This is a genomic window from Bacillus sp. GW823-FHT06B01 (assembly GCF_058952315.1).
In genome coordinates, this window is sequence record NZ_JBXAHR010000013.1 from 1 (window position 1) to 23,483 (window position 23,483).

The following is a 23,483-nucleotide window of genomic DNA, read 5'->3' on the forward strand; positions in this document are numbered from 1 at the left end:
ACAATTCTTCCAATTGTCGCAGAAGGTGAACAAGGGAAAGTTGTAAAGGTGAAAGTGAAAGAAGGAAAAACACAGCCGCCGAAGCGTTATACAGAAGGACAACTTATTACGTTAATGAAAACGGCAGGTAAGTATTTAGAGAACGAAGAGCTTGAGAAAGTATTAAAGAAAACAGAAGGTTTAGGTACGTTATCTACAAAATTTTTGTGTGCATAAATTAAAATTATGTGAATAAACTGTATCTATTTAGATGTAAAGGTGTAAGAGACATTGTGCATAAATTAAAGTTGTACATAAGTCTTTTGAATTGTTGATTAAGGAATATATATTACTTAACATTGTAAACAAGAGTTATTAAAACTTCTCCAATTTAGAAGCGTTTAGACCAAAAGCATTGAATTAATATAATTAATTTTAATGTTGTTAGAACAGTTTTTTCCTTTCTGATGAAGATGGTCATGTAAAAGGAACAATTGTTAATTTAACAAATATACTTATTAAATGAATTTTAAACCGTTCAGGCTTTTTATAGGTGGTTGAATTATTCTAAAAAAAATGTGATTTTACAATTTCGAAAAAAGGGATTATGAAGAATTTATTAAATACTGAATAGTCCCATTTGATCAAATGTTTTAAGAAAAGTGATAAAACATTTGATGTGAAGTTAGAATGGAAAGATCAAAAAAATAATTTTTCGTTTGGAAATATTAAAAAATCAGAGTTTTAATTGAATAATAAAGTCTTTGGCTAAATCAAAATTCTGTAACAATTTAGTTTTGAAGAAGGTTATGTTATTGGAAGAGAAGTGTTAATTTTGAATTTTAGGACAAAGGTATGGCGATTTGATGGCATGCTTTTGTCTTTTTTTATGCTTGAAACTTCTAGAAAGTGTGTCTAATGCAATAAGTGTTGGTATTAAAATGAGTAAATAGTTATTTAATCTGTATATAGTTGGGAGAAATATGATCAAGGTAATTTATTTGGATGAAGGGATGACAACACGTTATTTTCATATAAAGTACGTAGGAAAGAAAGGGATGAGTAATATCTAAGTCGCTAGTAAATTTTTTGTAAATCAGACTATATGGAATGTAATTTAAAAAATTATTAGAGAACCGATAAAGTAACTTGTGTTTGGTAACCAAACACCCTCAATAGATTCTCTTCACTCTGTATAACTAGTTTTAATGTGTTGGTTAGATGTATGTGTTAATAAATTTGCTGCAACTATACATAGAGCGATGGTTATTAAAAGTACATTATGTTTCGGGAATTCTTCAAGAATATTTTTATTTATTGTATGACCTGTAAATTTTGTTCCTTATATACTGAATGAACGGGATATGTTTTCTTTCTTGCAATAAAGCTTAGGTTATTATAGTACTGCTTTACGTTGGATCCTGTAAGAATTTTTAGTTACTAGTAGTTAATGAGCTTCACCTAAACTAATACTGTGAAAAAACGGTAAAACGATTATTAATATAAGGAAATGGTTTATCGATTTTCTAATTTGTTAGTGACTTTGCGTCCCGTTTTTTTGGAGGGGCAATGAAATGTGCAAACGATTTCTCTTTTTGTTTTGGTTATCATTAAAAAAATAAAAATGTCATTTATACTTTCTTTATTGTAATCGCGTTCAAGTGAATGTGTAGATAAAAGGATGCGACATGCTTTGTTATCTCAGTTCTATGAATATTGAAGTTCGTAAGGAATATGAAATTTTTTCAAATTTTATATTCCAATTTTTTCTTTATTAGTTTATAATGAGATTTAAAGAAAGCGTTTGCGTTGCTTTGAGGAGAATTTCGTAGATTGTAATAATGATTATCAGTATTTATGAATTCTGTTTTAGATGTAATAGAGGTAGGGAGTAGATATGTACAAGAAGTTGTTTAGTTTCTATATCTTATGTTTTTTGATGATAAATGTAAGCGCTGTTAATGTGTTCGGACTTTGACTGGAGATGTATATTGGGGTTTTGAAGTGACAACGTGAGTTCGTTATATCGATGAATTATTTTATATAGAAAAAAAGTTTTGAGGGGTGATTGGATGACTCAAATTAATACTGGAATCAAAATTTCGGAACCTGGAAAGTATAGTGGGTATTCAGAACCGTTATATGATGGTTGGATGAGAGAGTCACAGTTTCTAGTAGTACAAGACGGTACGCGATTATCAGCAGATATCTATTTCCCTACAAAAGATGAGAAAAAACCAATAGAGCCATTACCTGTAATATGGATCCATACCAGGTATTACAGGGCATTTGTGGATTCAGAGGTAGGTTTAAAAACTATGTTTGATTTCGATCCTTGGCTTAATACTGTAATAAAGTATGGGTATATAATTGTCGCTGTTGATGCGCGAGGGACTGGAGGATCGTTTGGTTATAGATATGGTGAATTTCCGATGCAAGAAGCTGACGATGCTTATGATATAACGGAATGGTTAGCTGAGCAATCTTGGTCTAATGGGAGTATTGGAATGTTTGGACGCTCTTATGGAGGGATAACCCAAATAATGGCCGCATCTCGCAAGCCTCCGCATTTAAAAGCGATTTTTCCAGAGATGTCTATGTTTGATGCCTATGATTTCATTTATCACGGTGGAGTGTTTCGGAATGATTTTATGAAACAATGGGCGGATAAGGTTAATTTTTTGGATAAGAGTTTTGAAAACGTGCCTAGAGTCGACCAGGACTTAAATGGAAATCTGGTTAAAGAAGCTGTTGACGAACATCAAAAAAACATTGACCCTCTAAGTCTTTGGGAGTCAATGCCTTATAGAGATAGTCGTGACGAAAAGAATGGTGAATTGCTATATAGTACTCGAAGTCCTTCGAATTATATTGACTGTATAAATGAATCTAACATAGCGGTGTATATTCTTACGGGGTGGAATGACATTTTCACGAGAGACTCAATACTTTTGTTTAGCAATTTAATACGTTCTAAAAAAATGGTTATTGGTCCATGGTCGCATATGGAGCAAGATACGGAATTTCTTGCAATTGAACATATTCGTTGGTTCGACTATTGGTTAAAAGGAATCCAGAATGGGATTATGGATGAAAAGCCGATTTTGTATTACACCATGTCTCATGAGAAAGAGGGAGAGTGGAAGTTTACAAGTTCATGGCCATTGTCTACTTGTGAACAATTAGATTATTATTTTCGTGAAAATATATCTGAGAGTGTTAAATCTATCAATGATGGGTCACTTAATACTCTTCCTGCTAATGATGCTGAGGCTTTTGATACGTATACCGTTGATTATACAACTACCTCGGGAACCTCAACTCGTTGGTCTAATGGCTATGGGGGAGAATATAATTATTCAGATATGACTGAAAATGACTGTAAAGGTTTAACTTATACATCCCCTGTATTATTGAGGGATATGGAAATTACTGGGCACCCAGTTGCGACAGTGTTTATTACATCAACGAAAAAGGATGTGACCATTTTTGCTTATTTGGAAGTGATAGATGAAAGTGGACATTCTCATTATGTAACAGAAGGTGCACTCAATGGGAGCCACGTTGTAACGAGTGTTGCGCCTTATAATAACTTGAATTTGCCTTATCATCGCGGGTATTGTGAGGATGTAAGAGGAGTAGATGCTAATTTATCCATGGAATTTAAATTTGATTTAATACCTACCTCTATGGTAATAAAAGCAGGGCATAAATTAAGAATTACAATTACATGTGCGGATAAAGATAATGCATCTACAACCGTTTCTTGTCATCCTCATACATTACGTTTGTTTCGTAATGTGAATTTTGCATCGAAAATCACATTGCCGATTGTCATTCGCGAATGAATATTTTAAATAAGGTTAGCGCTACATGAATAATTATGAGGTGTTTATTACTATGTTCGGGAGAAACATATTTATCTTAAAATGGAGTTGGTAAAGATATGAGGAGAGAAAGCGATCAATCTGAAAATATTAGTAGCATAGAAGTATATCTCTGGATACTCTCATTTACAAAAAAGTATCGTGTAGCTTTAGTTTTATTTATACTTTGTCAGGTGGTTAACTCAATAGTTCATTTATCAGTTTTTAAGTTTTTACAATATTTCATTGATTATGTATTACCAGAAAAGAATATAAGGTTGCTTATCTATATGCTAGTGGGAATATCTTTAGCTATAAGTTTAATGTTTGTTGCTACTATTTTAGGAAATGCTCTACAGAGGACGCTTCAGGAAAAAACGTCTCGAGATATCCAAATTAGTGTTTTCGATCATTTACGTAAATTAGGGTTACCTTATTTTGAGGAACAACCACCTGGTCGGCTACTCTCTATGTTTAATTCTGATGTTGCTTCTATTCAACGGATTTATAAGGAATATATTCCATCTTTACTTCAAACAGGTACTCTTTTAGCTTTATCATTTATAGCATTGTTGACGATCAATTATAGATTAATACTGATTTTATTACCTATTATAATACTTTATTATCTTGTTAATCCATTGTTTGAGCGAAGAGCTGCAATATTGGGGAGAGAAGTGACAAATAGTAGAATGAATAGTGAAAGTAAAATATTTGAAAGTATCGCGGCTATACCAGAGGTTCGTTCGTACGGAACAGAAGATTGGGACTTAAAGAGAATTATGGACAAGCGTAGAACATTTAATGCTGCTTATTTTAGAGAACTTATAAATAATTATATAAGGGGCTCTATAAATATAGCGTTACTGTTTTTTGGTCTAGTCTTCTTATTTGTATGTGGAGCATTCTTAGTAAAGAATCATTTTATTTCAGTAGGTGAGCTAGTAGCGAGTACATTCTTTTATTTTCAGGCTATTACAAGTTGTACATCATTTGTTAATACTTTTAATGAACAACGTATGGTTCTCTATCAAGCGGAAAGTCTCTATAAATTTTGCAAAATTGTACCTGGGATTGTTGAAAATGAAAATCCAATAAGTCTTAATAATATTCAAGGAGAACTTACATTCAAAAACGTTTATTTTCAGTATAACAGTAGAAGAAAAGTAATTAATGGGTTCAATCTTCATGTTCCAATTGGTAAAAAAATTGCACTAGTTGGAGAAAGTGGAGGCGGTAAATCAACAATACTTAAATTAATAGGTAGATTATATGATCCGAGCAAGGGAGAAATCTTAATTGATAAAGTTCCACTTTCGTTATTATCAATTAATCAACTACGAGAGAATGTGGGCTATGTTTTTCAAGAAACGTATCTCTTTGGTGGAACTATAGCTGAAAATATTTGTTTTGGGAACCCTAGAGCGTCAGACGAAGAAATAATCGCTGCGGCTAAGGCTGCTTATTTACATCAATATATTATTGGATTACCTAATGGATACAAAACTATTGTAGGAGAGCGGGGGATAAAACTTTCGGGAGGGCAAAAACAAAGAATAGCAATCGCTAGAATGTTTTTGAAAAATCCTTCGATTATCCTTTTGGACGAAGCTACATCTGCTCTTGATAATATTAGTGAAATTGAGATAAAAAAAGCCTTGGATGAATTATTTAAAGGGAGAACGATTATTGCGGTCGCTCACAGAATTACGACTGTTAAAGATTATGATGAAATAGTTGTAATTGATAAAGGTAGAATTATTGAAAAGGGAAGTTATGAAGTTCTATTGAAGCAGGGCGGGAAATTTTATCAATTAGTTCATAGCTGGTCAGAAAATAATGGTAAAGGGGTTAGCGGTCTATGAATACACAGAAAATAATATGGACTTATTTTAAATTGATAAAGAGTAGGACTCTGTTAGCTGTGTGTATCATGATTATATCTACCCTAGCAAGTATACTATTAGTATATATTGAGAAATACATAATCGATGAAATATTTGTTGCTCAGAACTATCAACTATTATTTCCTACAATGGTTATATTTATAATGGGTATATTGGTCTTCGTAATCACTAATACCATTTCAGAGTTAATGTTACACAGAAATATGTGTAAGATTGACGAGGAATTGACAGAAGATTTATTCAGGAAATATTTCAAAACTTCTATGGGAGTTCTTCAAAATCAAAGAACTGCTAAATTAACAAATTATATAACTACAGATGTACGTCAAATGTCAAAACTTTTAGCTTATAATATTCCTTCTGGTTTAAAACCAGTAATTTCATCAATTATTTTAATTATTTTAGTAGGTTATGCGAATATTAATATTCTGATGATTATTTTATTTTTAGCAGTAGGTTATTTTTTAATTGGTTACTATTACTCTGGGAAAATAAAACGTTATGCGATTGAAATTGCTGAAAAAAGAGATTGTTATTTGGTGTCAATTGAAGAAGGTATCTCATCTACTAAAGAGGTGATTGCATATAATAGAAAAGCATGGGAGTCAAGTAAACTTGAACGATTATTTAACGAGTATTTTATAAAAATTATTGAACAAGTAAAAGTATTGAACAGAGAATTTTTATGGCGAGAGAAATTACGTTGGGGAATTATCGTATTGGTATTAGGATACGGAGGATATCAAGTCATTGAAAATGAGCTTTCTTTAGGGATGCTTGTTGTAGTGTATCAATTTTCTACGCAATTGCTAGATGCTGTAAATGGTACTTGCTCTTTCTTTATAAATATTTCGTCAGATATGGCTTCTGTTGAACGAATTAAAGTAGTTTTACAATATGAAGAGATGCCAGAAGGTATGAATAAGATTAAAGGTTCAGTGAAAAGCATTCAGTTTGAAAAGGTAGAATTCAAATATTCTTCAAAGGAAGATATGATCTTAAAAAAAGTAGATTTAGATTTTCCAATCGGAAAGAAAATTGCTTTTGTTGGGTCCAGTGGATCTGGAAAAACAACAATAACTTATTTGTTGAAACGGTTATTTGAACCTAATGCTGGTAGGATATTTGTTAATGGTTTACCACTTTCAGACCTAGATAGGGAAGAATGGACACAAAGGATAAATATTGTAACTCAAGATTCATATTTCTTTCCTGATACTGTGCTAAATAATATATTGTTAGGAAGAGAGAATATAAAGTTTGAGGAAGTAATTAATACTTGTAAGATGGTTAAAATACACGATTTCATTTTATCTCTTCCAGAAGGTTACAATACTCTAATTGGTGATCGTGGTATTACTTTATCTGGAGGACAAAAACAACGTTTAGCGCTAGCACGTGCAATCATTAACAATCCGGAAATATTAATTTTAGATGAGGCAACCTCGGCTCTTGATATGGAGATGGAAAGAGCGATTCAATATGAAGTTGATCTTATAAGAAAGAACAGAACAACAATTGTCGTGGCTCATCGCCTTTCTACAATAAAAAATGCTGATATAATATACGTTTTTGATCAGGGGAAAATAGTGGGTGTTGGAAGTCACGCCATGCTACGCGAAAAAAACCTATTTTATAATTCTTTATATACAAGTGTAAGTACGTCATAAGGGCTAGAAATATGTATTAGTTTGTAAAATTATTGGGGGGGAGTTAATGAAAAACGTTCCGATTTATAAAACACACTCAACATTTGTTGATTTGCTTGAAAATAGAGCCAAATTACATCCGGATCGTATTGCATATCGTTACTTAAATGCAAATGGTGATGAAGAAGATATTATTACTTATGCTCAATTACATCAAAGAGCATGTGCTATCGCGTCAGTCTTGCAGGAGAGATTATCTAGGGGTGAAAGAGTAATTTTACTGTACCCACAAGGAATTGAATTTCTTGCTGGATTTTTTGGTTGTCTATATGCGGGGATGATTGCTGTAACGGTATATCCACCTAAGCCAAATCGAACATTATTACGACTTAACTCTATTATTGAGGATTGTGATGCGAGTTTAGCTTTAACAAATTCAAAAATCCATACACAAATTAGTAATTCTAAATATGGCCAAGCGCTTAATTTACCTAATTGGTATGTAACAGATGAGATTGAAAATTATGCAAGCTACTATCAGAAACCTAATATTTCAGAAGAGGATATCGCCTTTCTACAATATACATCTGGATCAACCTCTCAGCCAAAAGGAGTAGCGGTTAGTCATAAGAATTTACTTGTTAATGAAGAAATGATTAAGGTTGCATATAACCATTCGGAAAATACAGATTATGTTTGTTGGCTACCATTATTTCATGATATGGGTCTAATAGGAAACGTTCTTCAAACAATATATACTGGTTCTACTTGTGTTCTAATGTCTCCATCAACCTTTATCCATAAGCCTATTATATGGCTAAAAGCTATTTCCAAGTATAATGCACACACTAGTGGGGGACCGAATTTTGCATACTCATGGTGCATACAAAATATAAAATTGGAAGAATGCGAGGGTTTAGATTTAAGTCATTGGAGAGTAGCGTTTAATGGTGCAGAACCAATTCAATATGAAACTCAAAAAAATTTTTCTGAAATGTTTAAAGCATATGGTTTTGATAGCAAAGCTTTTTGTTCTTGCTATGGTTTGGCAGAGGCTACCTTATTCGTAACTGGGGGATTCCACAATAATACTGAGAGAGAAGTTCATGTAGTTAAAGAAGCTTTAAGAAGAAATATAATTGAAACTAAAGCAATTGCAGATAGTGAGACTCAGACTATAGTAGGTTGTGGAGTCTCTGGGCTTGGACAAGTGATAAAAATTGTTGATCCAGATACTTGTGAATGTCTTTTACCTAATCATGTAGGAGAAATTTGGATAAGAGGGGCACATATTGCGAATGGTTATTGGAAAAAGAAAGAAGCTACTCAAGAAACATTTCACGCTCGTGTCAAGCCAATGATGCAAAATACATATTTACGTACAGGAGATTTGGGTTTTATTAGAAATGGACAGCTTTATGTAACTGGAAGGCTAAAAGACCTGATTATTATACGTGGAAGAAATTATTATCCGCAAGATATTGAAATTACTGCAGAGCAAAGTAGCGTTGGGTTAAGACATAATAGCAATGCTGCATTTACTGTTAAAGTTAATGATGAGCAACGTTTAGTAATTGTACAAGAAGTGGAACGTTCATATAGAAAGAAACCTCTTTATAACATTGTAGAAAGGATTAGGAAAGCTGTCGAATCAAAATATGAGTTGCAAGTTCATTCTATCGTATTAATTACTCCTGGAAGTATTCCAAAGACTACAAGTGGTAAAATACAACGAAAGGCTTGTAGTTTAGCGTATCTTTCTGGCAGCCTGAAAAAAATTGAGGAGTGGCATTATTCTAATGCAGGTCATGTTGACGGTGAGTCACAAATGGACTTAGAAACATGGATTTGTAATAATTTTTCAAAGGCATTAGGGATAAATATTACACAGCTAGACTTAAATTATCCATTATCACATTATGGATTAGATTCAATGACTATTGTTAATATAGTGCATTCAATTGAAAAGCGGGTGGGCATTAATATACCTATGGCTCGTTTTTTCGAAAATATATCACTGCGTTCAATAATCGATGAGATTCTTGAACAATCGACATCTTTAGTAAATCAAAAAGATTTAAATGTTAGTTCGAAAATGATTCGGGATAATTGTCATCATTTATCGCATGGACAACGTTCAATGTATTTTATGTATAGACTTGCCCCGAATTCAAGTGCTTATCATATTTCTAAAGCACTGCGAATTTGTGGTCCTATTGATATACCTAAACTGAGTGATGCCTTTCAAACTATAATAAACAGTCATGCTATTCTGCGTACAACTTATGGTTTACAAGATGGTGAACCTGTACAATTTGTAAAAGATAAAATAGATTTTCGCTTAATGGTAGAGGATGTTTCCTTATATTCAGATGGAATGTTGAAGGGTAAATTGGAGGAGTTGATGGTTGTCCCATTTGATTTGGAAAAAGGGCCAGTGTTTAGATGCCACTTACTATCTAAGTCTAACAATGAGCATATTTTATTCTTTTGCTTTCATCATATTGCGGTAGATTTTTGGTCATTAGGTCTGTTTATTAAACAGTTGGTGCAATTGTATCAGTCGGAAAATGTTAGTCTAACAACTGAAGCGACTTATTCTGAATTTGTCACTTGGCAATCAACTATATTAAAGGAATCATCAGGAAAAGATATGTATAAGTATTGGGAGAAGCAGTTATCAGGAGATCTCCAAGTGGTAGAGTTACCCTTAGATAAAGAAAGACCAATTGTGCAAACATATAAAGGTGCTGTACATACTGTTAAATTAAGTAATCCTTATATCATCAAGGAAATTAAAAAAAATGGTCGACAACATGGTGTAACGATGTATATGTATCTTTTATCTGTTTTTAATATTTTGATAAATAAGTATACAGGGCTACGAGATTTTACCATTGGTACTCCAACTTTAGGGAGAAATAAAGCAGAATTTTCAGATGTGATGGGCTATTTTGTAAATCCAGTAGTACTCAGATCTCGAATTCGAAATAATTTAACATTTATAGAGTTTTTGAAGGATGTACGTGATACTGTACTTGGTGCATTTAATAATCAAGTATTTCCGTTTGATTTATTGGTTGAAAAGCTAAAACCTACAAGAGAATTGGGCTATTCGCCATTATTTCAAATAATGTTTGCAATGCAAAAATCTAACTTTGAAGATGGAGATGATTTGACAGCCCTTGCTTGTGATCTTCCTGGAGAATCGGTAAATGTAGGGGGGATGAATTTTGAAAATTATCCACTTTCACAGAAAATAGCTCAATATGACTTAAGTCATACTGTAGCAGAAGTAGGAGGAGAATTAATATTTTCATTTGAATATAATTCTGATCTATTTAAAAAAGAAACTATAAATCGCATGATGAAACATTACATCAATATATTAGAACAAATTATTGAAAATCCGAATAAAAGATTAGACGAGATTAATATATTATTACCAGAAGAAATCCAAGTGATTGAAAAATCAAATGCCACACAGTGTATTAATTGGAGAAATCAGCCGATAAACTCTCTTTCTGTAATTGAACTGTTTAGGGAACAAGTAAAGCTTCAACCACAAAATCATGCTGTAATTTACGTAGAAGGTGATATGGAGAAAGTGATCACTTATGAAGAATTAGATAGATTGTCTAATTCATTGGCTTCTCGTTTAGAAAAACTTGGAATAAAACCTGAAGGTTACGTGGGTACGTATCTTGATAAATCTATAGATTTAGTTGTAAGTATAATTGCAATCTTAAAAGTTGGTGGTGTTTATGTACCGATTGATCCTAAATATCCTTTAAATCGTGTTAGTAATATTTTGCAGCAAACACAATTAGAAATAGTTCTGACAAACAAAGATAAATATCAAGATATATCTAAATTTTCTATACCTAAAATTTCGTGTTTAGAATATACAAATGATAAAGAAGATATTCAATCGTCAATTGGTTTAAAGGTTAATAATATAAATCCTGATAATGCTTCGTGTATTATATTTACTTCTGGGTCAACAGGTGATCCTAAGGGTGTTGTAATGAATTATGAGGGATTATTAAACTTAGTATTATCGTTTATAGATTCATATAAATCAAACTGCAATGATAGAATATTACCCATTACTGCAGTATCTGCAGCTAGTCTTGTGGGAGAAATCTTACCTGCACTTTGTTCAGGTTCCTCTCTTGTTTTGTTAAATGAACTTGAAGCTTTAGATCAAGAGAGAGTGCTATCAGTTATAGAGAAGCAAAAAGTCAGTATCATCAGTTCTGTGCCTTCATTGATTTCTAAAATTGGGACAAAAATATCCAAACTTCCAAGTTTAAGACTTATTTTGAGTGGTGGAGAAGAGTTAAGTTTGAAGGATATTAAATCAATACAAGGACAAGCAACAATTGTTAATGGCTATGGACTCACAGAAACAACAGTTTGTTCGACCTACACACCAATAAAGAAAGATTGTAGTTTGTCGCTTAAGGGACTAATTGGGGCACCAGTACTTAATCATCATGTATATATATTGGATGAAAATTTCAACATTGTTCCTATAGGGGTAACAGGTGAAATTTATATTGGTGGACTTGGAGTGACAAGAGGATATTTAAATGATTCAAGAAAAACAGCATTAAAATACCTTCCAAATCCATTTAAATGTGGTAATAGAATGTTTAAAACTGGAGATTTAGGACGTAGATTGATGAATGGTGAAATTGAGTATATGGGAAGAATTGATAGACAGATTAAAATTCGTGGTTTTCGAATTGAAGCTGGTGAAGTGGAGCAAGCTATTATGCTATATCCTTATATTAAAGAGTGTGTAGTTATGGGGGAGAAGGATTCTGTTGGAGAAGATATTCTTGTTGCTTATCTAGTTTTTCAGAATGGCTATAGTCCTGATATCAATAAGATCATTCAACATTTAAGAGAAAAGACGCCAAGCCATATGATACCTAGTAGATTTGTAAAATTAGATTCTATCCCATACTTGACGAATGGAAAAGTCGATACACGAACATTATTATTGAAAAAACAACTAGGGGTTCGTTTGCAAAATAGTGAATTTGTTCCACCTCAAAGTGCACTAGAGAGGACTATATTAAGAATTTGGGCTGAGGTCCTTAATGTAGAGCAAATTGGTATTCAAGATAATTTCTTTGATCTAGGAGGTCATTCACTAGCTGTCATGCAAGTGCAATCAAAATTAAGGGAGTCTCTTCAACGTGAAATTCCTATTGTAGAATTGTTTCGTTACTCATCTGTTCAATCATTATCTGAATACTTGAATGATAAAGGTGAAGATTTAAATATATCTACAGAGAAAATTAATTACTTGGCAGAAAAGAGAAAAGCAGCTTTATTAAGACGAGTTCGTCCGAAAATATAAAATAAAATTATTATGAAAGGAAGAAAATATGAGTAACTTTGAACAGGCATTAGAAGGTATTGCGATTGTAGGTATGTCTGGAAGATTTCCTGGGGCAGATAACATTCAAGATTTTTGGAATAATTTAATTGATGGAAAAGAATCCTTAACTCATTTCTCAGATGATGAATTGAGGGAGTCAGGCATAAAACAGGAATTAATAGATGATCCGAATTATGTAAAAACAAAAGGTATCCTTGGTAATACAGAATTTTTTGATGCTGCATTCTTTGGTTATACACCTAGAGTTGCGGAACTCATGGACCCTCAACATCGCATATTTATGGAATGCGCATGGGAGGCAATGGAGGACGCTGGTTGCAATGCAGAGCAGTATCAGGGACGTATAGGCGTATATGCTGGTGAGAGCATGAATACTTATTGGGTTCATAATGTATCTGGACATGTAGATTTAATTGCTTCTGCTGAGAGTCTACAAGCGGCGATTGGAAATGATAAAGATAGCTTAACAACAGAGGTATCTTATAAGCTAAACTTAACAGGTCCTTCTGTAACTGTACAATCATCTTCATCAACTTCACTGGTGGCTGTACATACGGCTTGTCAAGCCTTGTTAAATTATGAGTGTGATGTAGCTTTATCGGGAGGAGTATCAATTCACTTTCCTGAAAAGGCTGGATATTTATATCAAGAGGGGGGGACTACTTCAAAAGATGGGAAATGTAGAGCATTCGATGCAGATGCTACTGGATTTGTTAGTGGTCATGGTGCAGGAGTTGTAATTCTTAAAAGATTACAGGATGCTATTGAAGATAAGGACAATATATATGCGGTTATAAAGGGATCAGCTGTAAACAATGATGGTTCATCAAAAATGAGTTACATGGCCCCTAGTGTTAAAGGACAGAGAGAAGCTATTGCTATGGCTCATGCAGTAGCTGATGTCTCACCAGAAACTATTGAATATGTTGAGGCGCATGGGACAGGTACTAATATCGGTGATCCGATTGAAATTGCTGCATTAACTGAAGCATTTAGAATTAAGACCCCAAAAAAAGGTTTTTGTGCCTTGGGCTCTGTAAAGACAAATATTGGTCATTTAGATACTGCGGCAGGTGTTGTAGGGCTAATTAAGGCGACTTTGTCGCTACATCATAAATTAATTCCACCAACCTTGAACTTTGAAAAAGCTAATCCGCAAATTGATTTTGATAATAGTCCCTTCTTTGTAAATACTAGTCTTAGGCCTTGGGTATCTAATAACTCGGTTCGTCGTGCAGGCATTAGTTCTTTTGGTATGGGAGGAACCAATGCTCACTTAATTTTAGAAGAAGCACCTAAGTTGGACTTGTTAACAGATAGGGACGTGGAAGATTATGAGTTAGTAACTATTTCTGCTAATACTGAATCTGCTTTGAAAAAAATCGCTAAAAATTTGTCTGAGGACCTCGATAAGCGGTCAGAACTTTCTCTTACAGATGTTGCATATACATTAAATACAGGTCGTAAGGAATTAAAGTATCGTTTTGCATTTACATCAATAAATAAAAATGAAGCCATTAATGAGCTCAAACTCTTGGAATTAGGACAAGCAGTTGCGTCGTATGCTGATAAAAAACGTCCCGTTGTTTTTATGTTTACGGGGCAAGGCTCACAATACGTACAAATGGCAAGAGAATTATTTGAACATGAGCCTATCTTTAGAGAGAATTTCAAACAGTGTACAGAATTACTTATTTCACATATTGGATATGACTTATGTGATGTTATTTATCCCCAGGCAGCAAATATGCAAGATGCAAGTCGCCGATTAAGAGATACAGCTGTAACTCAACCAGCACTGTTTGCTTTGGAATATTCTTTGGCAAAATTATTAATACATTGGGGAATTCAACCTACTGCAATGATTGGACATAGCATAGGAGAGTATGTAGCTGCTACTTTAGCAGGAGTATTTACACTTAAGGATGCTTTGGAGTTAGTGGCAGCACGTGGGAAGATTATAAAACAACTTAAAGGCGGAAAAATGTTATCTGTACATGCCAGTGAGGAAAAGATTTTACCTTATCTTAATGAGAGTGTTTCCATCGCAGCAGTGAACACTACTAATGCATGTGTAGTTGCTGGAGAAGCCCATGCGATTGAAGAACTTAATGAAGAATTAAGCGAATATGGAATAGTTTGTAATGAATTACAAACCTCACATGCATTCCATTCAGCTATGATGGAACCAGCAATAGAGCCTTTTTCTCAATTAGTAAGTAAAGTAAATTTAACGCCCCCATCTATTCCAATCATGTCGAATGTGACGGGGACTTGGCTTACTGATGAAGAGGCAGTTTCGTCTAGTTATTGGGCTAACCATCTACGTTTACCTGTACTTTTTGAAAGAGGGATAGGTAAATTATTAGAAGAGCCTTCCTATATATTTGTTGAAATTGGTCCTGGAAATACATTGTGTTCGTTACTAAATCAACATACTGCTAAAAAAGACAGTCATGTAGCAGTGAATATGGTTAAACATCCTAAGGTGAAAATATCAGATTGTAAGTTAATAAGATCTTCTCTGGGGAAAATTTGGATTAATGGTGGCGATATAGATTGGAACAATTATTATTCTGGAAAGTATCACAGACCAGCAAAAGTGTCTCTTCCCAAGTATCCATTTGAGAGAAGTCGTTTTTGGCTTGAGCCAGTGACAAGTTTAAATAATCAATCGTTTAAAACGAAATCTGAAATTGAACGCTCAAGTGTAAGAGAAATGTTATACGTGCCAGCTTGGAAACAGTCGACTATAACGAGTTTTAGAAAGGATGTGCTTAATGATTGTGCCTCAGTTCATTATTTAGTTTTTGCAAACGACGATATAGCTGAGGTACTGGAGAAATATTTTAATCGAGTTGGAAAATCAATTATTATTGTTACTCCAGGAGAAACTTATAATGAAATCCATAAATACAGGTATACTATTGCTCCCGATTGTAAGGATGACTATCAACAGCTATTCAATAATTTACAAACTAATTCTATCATTCCGACATATATCATTCATTTATGGAATACAGGTGGATTAAAAAATGAAGTGTCGGATTCAACTTTATTTGATCGGACTCAAAAAATGGGTTATTACAGTGTCATTCACTTAATTCAAATTATGGAGATGTTCGGGATTGATAGCTCAAAGGTCAGCATAATTACTACGTCAACGGAAGCTTTAGATATTCTTGGAACTGAAAATTTAAACCCTGAGTTATCACCACTAATTTCATTAGCGAGGATAATTTCTCAAGAATACCCGTCCGTACAATGCAGACATGTAGATTTGGACACAATGAGCGTAAATCCAGAACGCATAGAGATGACGATAACATGGTTACTAAAAGAATTAGCTATACAAGAAAGTGATAGTGTTATAGCTTATAGGAATGGTAAGAGGTGGGGCCTTTCTTATGAGCAAATCATACCTAATAATTTTAAGGATAGTTCCCTTCAGGATGGTACTTATTTAATAGTAGGTGGTCTTGGTGATATTGGTCACACATTGGCACAATATTTAGCTACAAATATTCATGCTAAATTAATTTTAGTAGGAAGAACAGAAATTCCAGTTTGTGTAAGAGGAGGCGAAGGAATAGCTGGAAAAGGTTATGTTAAAGCAGAAAGATTACATGCCCTTCAAGAAAAGCATGGTGATAGGATCATGTATGTACAGGCCGATGCAACAAACTGGCAACAAATGAATCAGGGGATTCAAAATGCAATAGAACGTTTTGGAAAAATTAATGGAATTATTTATTCTGTTGGGGATATACATGAAGAATATTTTGAGCCATTACACCTTATAGATTCAAGTAGTCGTGATATTTATTTTGGATTAAAAGTTAAGCCACTGTATGTTCTAGAACGTATTATAAATAGAATTAAACCTGATTTTTGTATACTTAATTCTTCTATCGCTGCGATACTCGGAGGAATCAAATATGCTGCATACGCAGCCGCGAATCAATTTATGGATTCTTTTGTTTATAGACAGAATCGGATTCAACAAGACACAAAATGGGTAAGTGTGAATTGGGACGCGTGGAAGTTTGATAATCTGAGTGAAAAATCTGATTTAATAAGAAAATCTGATTTAATAAAATCAGCATTAAATCCGAATGAAGGAAATGAAGTTTTTCATCGCATTCTATCGCAGTTACTGATAAGTCAAGTTATTGTTTCAACTACAAACTTAGAGGTAAGAGTGAAAAATTGGAATAATGTATCTGAAAACTTAAATCATTCAACATCAGAACCAAGAATTTACTATCCTAGGCCAAACTTACAAACAGATTATAAGCCCCCAAGTAATAAAATTGAAGAGAAGTTATGTGAAATATGGAAAGAATTACTTGGAATTGATCAAATTGGTATTCTAGACAACTTTTTTGATTTAGGTGGGAATTCTTTGATTGGGGTTCGTTTAATTTCGAAAGTTAGGGATGAATTTAATGTTTCAATTCGTTCTGTCTCTCTTTATGAAGGGCCTACAGTAAGTTCTATGGCACAGTTGATAAAACCGAATAAAACCGATAATAATCTACTTGTTAGTAGTCACAGTAGAGGTGCAAAACGGAGAAAAAACATTCTAAAATCCAATCTAAACAAGTCAACAACTATAGAATAGGAGTGGTTTTTTGGATAGGAAAAAATGGTTAAATAATTTGGATGGCAACGAAATTGCTATTATTGGTATGTCTGGACGATTTCCAGGTGCTCAAAATGTAGAAGAGTTTTGGTACAATCTTCATCAAGGAATTGAATCCATAAAATTTTATTCTGATGAACAACTAAGAGAATTTGGATTGGATGAAGAGATGATAAAGAATCCGAATTTTGTGAATGCGGTGTCGATGCCGGCTAATATAGATTGCTTTGACGCAAATTTTTTCGGAATGAGTATACGGGAGGCTGAGATTACAGATCCGCAACATAGGTTGTTTTTGGAATGTTGTTGGGAATCATTGGAAAATGCGAGTTATGCGCCGAGCAGTTTTCCAGGGAGTATTGGAGTATTCGCGGGTTCCTCTATAAGTACTTATTTATTGAATAATTTACTTCATAATAGGGAAGTTCTTAAATCTTGTAATCCTGTTCAATTAGAAATTGCAAATTCACCGGATTCATTAACTACAAGAGCTTCCTATAAATTGAATTTAAGAGGGCCTAGTCATTGTATTCAAAGTGCTTGTTCAACATCGCTAGTTGCTGTCCATTCAGCATGTCAAAGCTTACTTGCAAACGAGAGTGATATTGCATTAGCAGGAGGAGTATCAATTAATCTACAAAATCTTCATGGTTATTGGTATGAGGAAGGTGGGATTATGTCACCTGATGGTCATTGTAGAACGTTTGATTCTAAAGCAAAAGGAACAGTCTTTGGAAATGGAGTTGGAATAGTAGTATTACGCCGACTGGAAGATGCAATTCGTGATCACGATAATATTTTAGCGATTATCCGTGGAACAGCTGTTAATAATGATGGGTCTTCTAAGGTGGGGTTTACAGCACCTAGTGTGAATGGACAGGCTGCAGTAATAGCGGAAGCTCTCTCTAATGCTGGGGTTTTACCGGATACAATTCAATATGTGGAGGCGCATGGAACAGGTACGGAGCTAGGAGATCCAATTGAAATACAAGCATTAATAAAAGCATTTCAACTATCAGGTTTTACAAATGGTAAATGTGCAATTGGATCGGTGAAGACAAATATTGGTCATTTAGCACATGCCTCAGGTATATCAGGTCTTATTAAAACAGTATTGTCAATTCAGCATAAAAAATTGCTGCCTAACCTTCATTTTGAGGGTGCAAACTCAGAAATAGAATTTGATCAAAGCCCATTTTATGTTAATACTAAATTGAGTGAATGGAAAAGTTGCGAACAAATACGTAGAGCAGGTGTTAGTTCGTTCGGATTTGGTGGTACCAACGCACATGTAATTGTGGAAGAACCTCCACGATTAATTGAAAAAAATCCTTCTAGACCTTATCAATTATTACTACTATCTGCTAAGACGGATAAGGCTCTTACTAAGATGAAGAAATCGTTAACTTTTATTGAAAAAAATCAATCTGAAAATGAACTATCGGATATTTGCTATTCTTTGATAGTTGGAAGAGAGGATTTCCCTGTTAGAAGTATGACGCTTTATCGACAAGATAAAGATTTGAAAATCCCAATAATAGAAAAAAATCATGTATCTCGGATAGGAGATCATAAAAAGGGATTATATTTTGTTTTTGGAAAAATGGAATGGGCACAGGTGCTCGATTTTATAGAAATATATGATAATGAGATAACATTTCGGGAACATGTAGATTATTGTTATGAATTTCTTCGATCTAAATTTTCTTTACCGGTATGTAATTATTTTTTTGAAAGAAATAGAGGAGAATACAGTGAGATCGATTTATTTATTGCTGGATACGCACTTTTGAAACAGTTGTTATCGTGGGGAATTAAACCAGATGGTCTACTAATTGATCCTTTTGCTGATAGAGTCTCCCTTTCTCTTGCTTGTTATATTGGAGAAGCCTGCACCGTAGAAGAAATATTAGAGTTTCTTCTGCTAAATAGTGAGGACAAAGAAGCTGGCTTGAAGTCTGCAGTAAAACGAATGATCAAAAAAATGAAATTACCAATATATTATTTACCTGAAATGTATTATAAAAAAACGGAAGATAAGTATACTAGCTTTATTTTAGATATTCCGATTGGTAATCTTTCATCCAATGAAATTAATAATATTTTAAAGTTTGAATTTAAGTCAGGTTTATCATCGGAATATATAAATTATGAAAAAGATCCATCTGTATTGTTTAGTTTGGTAACAAATGAACCTTTATTAATGAGTTTAATTAATTCAATAGGAAGGCTTTGGATGGAAGGTCATGATGTGCATTGGCAAGCATTCTATAGTCATGAGAAAAGAAAAAGAGTGGCACTACCGACGTATCCTTTCGAGAGAAATAGATACTGGATTGACCCTGATAGTTTAGAGAGAAATAATTCTATTGATAAAGTAGAGGATGAACAACCACTAGTTCAATGGTCATGGGAAAAAACTAAAAATATGCTTTTGAAAATCTGGGAAAGTCAACTTGGTGTGGTTAATATTGGGTTGGATGATAACTTTTTTGAATTAGGTGGAGATTCGTTTATTGCAATTCAAGTGACTAAAAAAATTAGAGAGAGTTTTAATATCCAGTTGAATGTAGCTGAATTATATGAACGTCTTACAGTTCGACTAGTTACAGATTATGTATACTCTCGTTTGAAAAATGATTTAAGTTTTGAAGAACCTTTAGAGGATGAAGAGAGAGTATTTTTAAAAAGAAAAAAATTACAGCAATTGCAGCGTTCTAGAAGGGAAAATAGGAGGGGATATAATGCAGACTAGTCATTTACATGGTTCTGAGATTGCTGTTATCGGCATGGAGGGGAGATTTCCAGGTGCTAATAATATTCAGGAATTTTGGAACAATCTTTGTAAAGGTACGGAATCTATTAAATTCTATTCGAATGAAGAGATAGCTGCACTAACTAAAAAAACTGACTTGATTCATCAGGAGAATTTTGTGAAGGCAGCTCCTCTCTTAAAAGATGTAGATAAATTTGATGCTGAATTTTTTGGCTACACTCCAAATGAGGCTGAAATTATGGATCCTCAACAACGACTATTTCTAGAATGTTCGTGGGCTTCATTGGAAGATGCTGGTTATGATCCGGATTTATATCGTGGTAAAGTTGGAGTTTTTGCCGGATCAAGAATGAACACATATATTTTTAACATTATAGAAGACCGAGAGCTAAGAAATAAATTAGGTTCCGTTTCTATTGGAGTGGGTAATGATTTTGGCTTACTGGCTTCGCGCATTGCTTACAAATTAAATTTAAATGGCCCAAGTTATTCTTTACATACAGGATGTTCTACGTCTCTAGTTAATATTCATCTCGCTTGTCAGAGCCTGTTAATTAATGAGTGTAGTATGGCAATTGCAGGTGGTATATCTATGTATAATCCAGATATACCAGGGTATATTTATCAGCCTGGGGGTATGCTATCTTCAGACGGACATTGTCGGAGTTTTGACGCGCAGGCAAATGGTACAGTTTTTGGAAGTGGTGTAGGTGCTGTTGTACTAAAGAGACTCGAAGATGCTTTGAAAGACGGAGATCATATCTATGCCGTAATTAAAGGAAGTGCGACAAATAATGATGGGGCTAATAAAGCAAGTTTTACAGCCCCAGGTGTTAAAAGTCAAGCAGAGGTAATAAATGAAGCATTGCTTAATGCAGGGGTGAAACCTGAATCAATAGGTTATATAGAAGCTCATGGAAGTGGGACTTTACTTGGAGATACAATCGAGGTTCACGCTTTGAATAAGGTTTTTAAAAACAGAAAAAACAGCCCCAAAACATGTGCAATAGGTTCAGTTAAGACAAATATAGGACATTTGGAGGCAGCTGCTGGGATGGCAGGATTTATTAAGACTGTGTTAGCTGTTAAGAATAAGGTAATTCCACCTACTCTTCATTTTAAAAAGCCTAATCCGGAAATTGATCTTGATAATAGTCCATTTTACATTAATACAGAACTGGCTGAATGGTCAGGAAACTATCCACGTCGTGCGGGTGTGAGTTCTTTTGGTATGGGTGGTACGAATGCGCATCTTATTGTTGAAGAAGCTCCGGAAATGTCCTTATCTAGTGATTCTAGATCACATCAGTTGCTTGTCTTGTCTGCAAAGACAGAAACAGCGCTGGAAAATGTAACGGATCGGTTAGTGAATCATCTACAAAATAATCCGTCTGTTAATTTAGCTGATGTGGCGTATACTCTTCAAAATGGGAGAAGAGGATTTTCTTATCGACGAACCGTAGTTTGTGAGAATTCGGAAGATGCGATACAAGTATTAAAATCAAGGGATGCCAGAAGATTATTAAGTGGAGAAACAGTAGCGCGAACGAAGCCTTCGGTTGCATTGATGTTTCCAGGGCTCGGAGAGCATTACGTAGATATGGCTAAAGATCTATATTGTCATGAACCAGTATTTTGTAAGGCATTTGATGAGTGTGTCCTTTTAATTCAGGAACAAATGGGATGGGATTTAAAGGATATCATATTTACATCTGAATCAACTAGAAATAAACAAAGTGGGTTAAATCTCGAGCATATGTTATATGGGCGTTTAGAAAGTCAGGATGAAACAAATAAACGTGAACGATTAAATGAAACTCGTTTTGCTCAACCAGCTCTGTTTGTTGTTGAATATGCGCTTGCGAAACTGTGGGAGTCTTGGGGAATTAGTTCGGAAATTATGGTTGGCTATAGTATTGGAGAATACGTAGTGGCTTGCTTGGCTGGAGTCATGTCGTTAAAGGATGCATTGTATGTAGTCTCAAAACGAGCAGAGTTAATACAAAGTTTGCCGAATGGAGCTATGCTTGCTGTACCCCTTTCAGAGAAAGAGCTTCAGAATATAATAGGACCTGAACTATCTATTAGTGCTGTAAATGGTCCATCGTTATGTGTAGTTGGAGGCCCTGTTGCGAAAGTTGATGAATTAGAGAAACAATTAACTGATAAGGGATTAGTATGTAGGGAAATTCAAACGTCACATGCATTTCATTCAACGATGATGGAACCCCTCCGTGAACAAGTGGTGACATTATTTGAAGAGATTACTTTGAAACATCCGAATGCACCGTATATATCTACTGTGACCGGACAGTGGATTACAAATGAAGAAGCAATAAATCCAGAGTATTGGGCTAGTCATATGTGTAAAGCAGTTCGATTTGCTGATGGAATTGAAAAAATAGCAGAGACACATGCGACTATATTAGTAGAAATGGGACCGGGACAAACGCTTGGGAGTTTAGTAATGCAACAGATGGGTGATGAGAATATAAGTGTATTACCAACTTTACGACATATGTATGATTATCAATCTGATACTAAATTTGCATTAACTACATTAGGAAAGCTTTGGATAGAAGGAGTCAAGATAAACTGGTCAGAATTTTATGCCGATGAGAAAAGGTGTCGTGTACCACTGCCTACTTACCCATTTGAACGTAAACGCTATTGGATTGATGCTCCTACTCCTACTGCTGAGACGGCAGCGGAGGTGACGATACAAGGGAAATTGGATATGGATAAATGGTTCTATACACCCTCGTGGAAGAGGGTTCCCTTGAATACGTGTAAAAATAAAGAGCTCAATCAACAAGAGACGTGGATACTATTTGAAGATGAAACAGGTGTTGGTACAGAGCTCGTTAAGAAAATTCGAAGTCAGGGAGAAAAGGTAATAACGGTTAAGAAAGGAGAAGCTTATAGAAACGAGGGCGATGAATTTACTATTGATCCAAAAAGTAAAGAACAATATGTAAGAATGGTGAAAACTTGGCTACAAGAAGGGAATGTTCCGAAACAAATAATTCATTTGTGGAATTCAGACCCAGTTTTAGTTAAAAGAGAAGATTTAGATTTTGAACAAATACAACAAAAAGGATTTTACAGTTTATTGTACTTAACACAGGCGTTAAGCCAGTTGCATGTGACGCATCAACTAAGCATCTGGGTTGCGTGTTCAGAAGTACACGATGTAACTGGGACGGAAGCGTTGATACCGGAAAAAGCAACAATACTTGGACCAT

Annotated in this window: 7 protein-coding genes and 1 pseudogene; all 8 read left to right on the forward strand. The window is 34.3% G+C overall.

What is annotated here, in order from left to right; all coding sequences use genetic code 11:
- Positions 1-201 (forward strand): annotated as a pseudogene (locus AC1Q8N_RS28215) (DNA topoisomerase); the annotation flags it as partial.
- 1,835 nt (positions 202-2,036) lie between these two features.
- Positions 2,037-3,827, forward strand: coding sequence for a CocE/NonD family hydrolase (locus AC1Q8N_RS28220; RefSeq protein WP_142313817.1), 1,791 nt, complete (start codon positions 2,037-2,039; stop codon positions 3,825-3,827).
- 98 nt (positions 3,828-3,925) lie between these two features.
- Positions 3,926-5,710: an ABC transporter ATP-binding protein gene (locus tag AC1Q8N_RS28225; RefSeq protein WP_098080747.1), complete on the forward strand. Its 1,785-nt coding sequence runs from the start codon at positions 3,926-3,928 to the stop codon at positions 5,708-5,710.
- Complete coding sequence (locus tag AC1Q8N_RS28230; protein ID WP_098080746.1) at positions 5,707-7,422, forward strand: ABC transporter ATP-binding protein; 1,716 nt, start codon at positions 5,707-5,709, stop codon at positions 7,420-7,422. Before AC1Q8N_RS28225 ends, AC1Q8N_RS28230 begins: the two co-directional genes overlap by 4 nt.
- A gap of 46 nt (positions 7,423-7,468) precedes the next feature.
- A complete protein-coding gene (locus AC1Q8N_RS28235) occupies positions 7,469-12,775 on the forward strand; it encodes a non-ribosomal peptide synthetase (protein ID WP_098080745.1) in 5,307 nt (1,768 codons plus the stop codon).
- Between the two features lie 28 nt (positions 12,776-12,803).
- On the forward strand, positions 12,804-17,441 hold the full coding sequence (locus AC1Q8N_RS28240) for a type I polyketide synthase (protein ID WP_098080744.1): 4,638 nt from the start codon (positions 12,804-12,806) through the stop codon (positions 17,439-17,441).
- Between the two features lie 10 nt (positions 17,442-17,451).
- Positions 17,452-20,217, forward strand: a complete 2,766-nt coding sequence (locus AC1Q8N_RS28245) for a type I polyketide synthase (RefSeq protein ID WP_098080743.1) — start codon at positions 17,452-17,454, stop codon at positions 20,215-20,217.
- A partial coding sequence (locus tag AC1Q8N_RS28250) for a type I polyketide synthase (RefSeq protein ID WP_493521502.1) occupies positions 20,207-23,483 on the forward strand: 3,277 nt, incomplete at its 3' end. The genes AC1Q8N_RS28245 and AC1Q8N_RS28250, both read left to right, overlap by 11 nt.

Coding starts and splice junctions, on each gene's coding strand:
- AC1Q8N_RS28225 (WP_098080747.1), top strand. CDS start 3,926: ATGAGGAGAGAAAGCGATCAATCTGAAAATATTAGTAGCATAGAAGTA.
- AC1Q8N_RS28230 (WP_098080746.1), top strand. CDS start 5,707: ATGAATACACAGAAAATAATATGGACTTATTTTAAATTGATAAAGAGT.
- AC1Q8N_RS28235 (WP_098080745.1), top strand. CDS start 7,469: ATGAAAAACGTTCCGATTTATAAAACACACTCAACATTTGTTGATTTG.
- AC1Q8N_RS28240 (WP_098080744.1), top strand. CDS start 12,804: ATGAGTAACTTTGAACAGGCATTAGAAGGTATTGCGATTGTAGGTATG.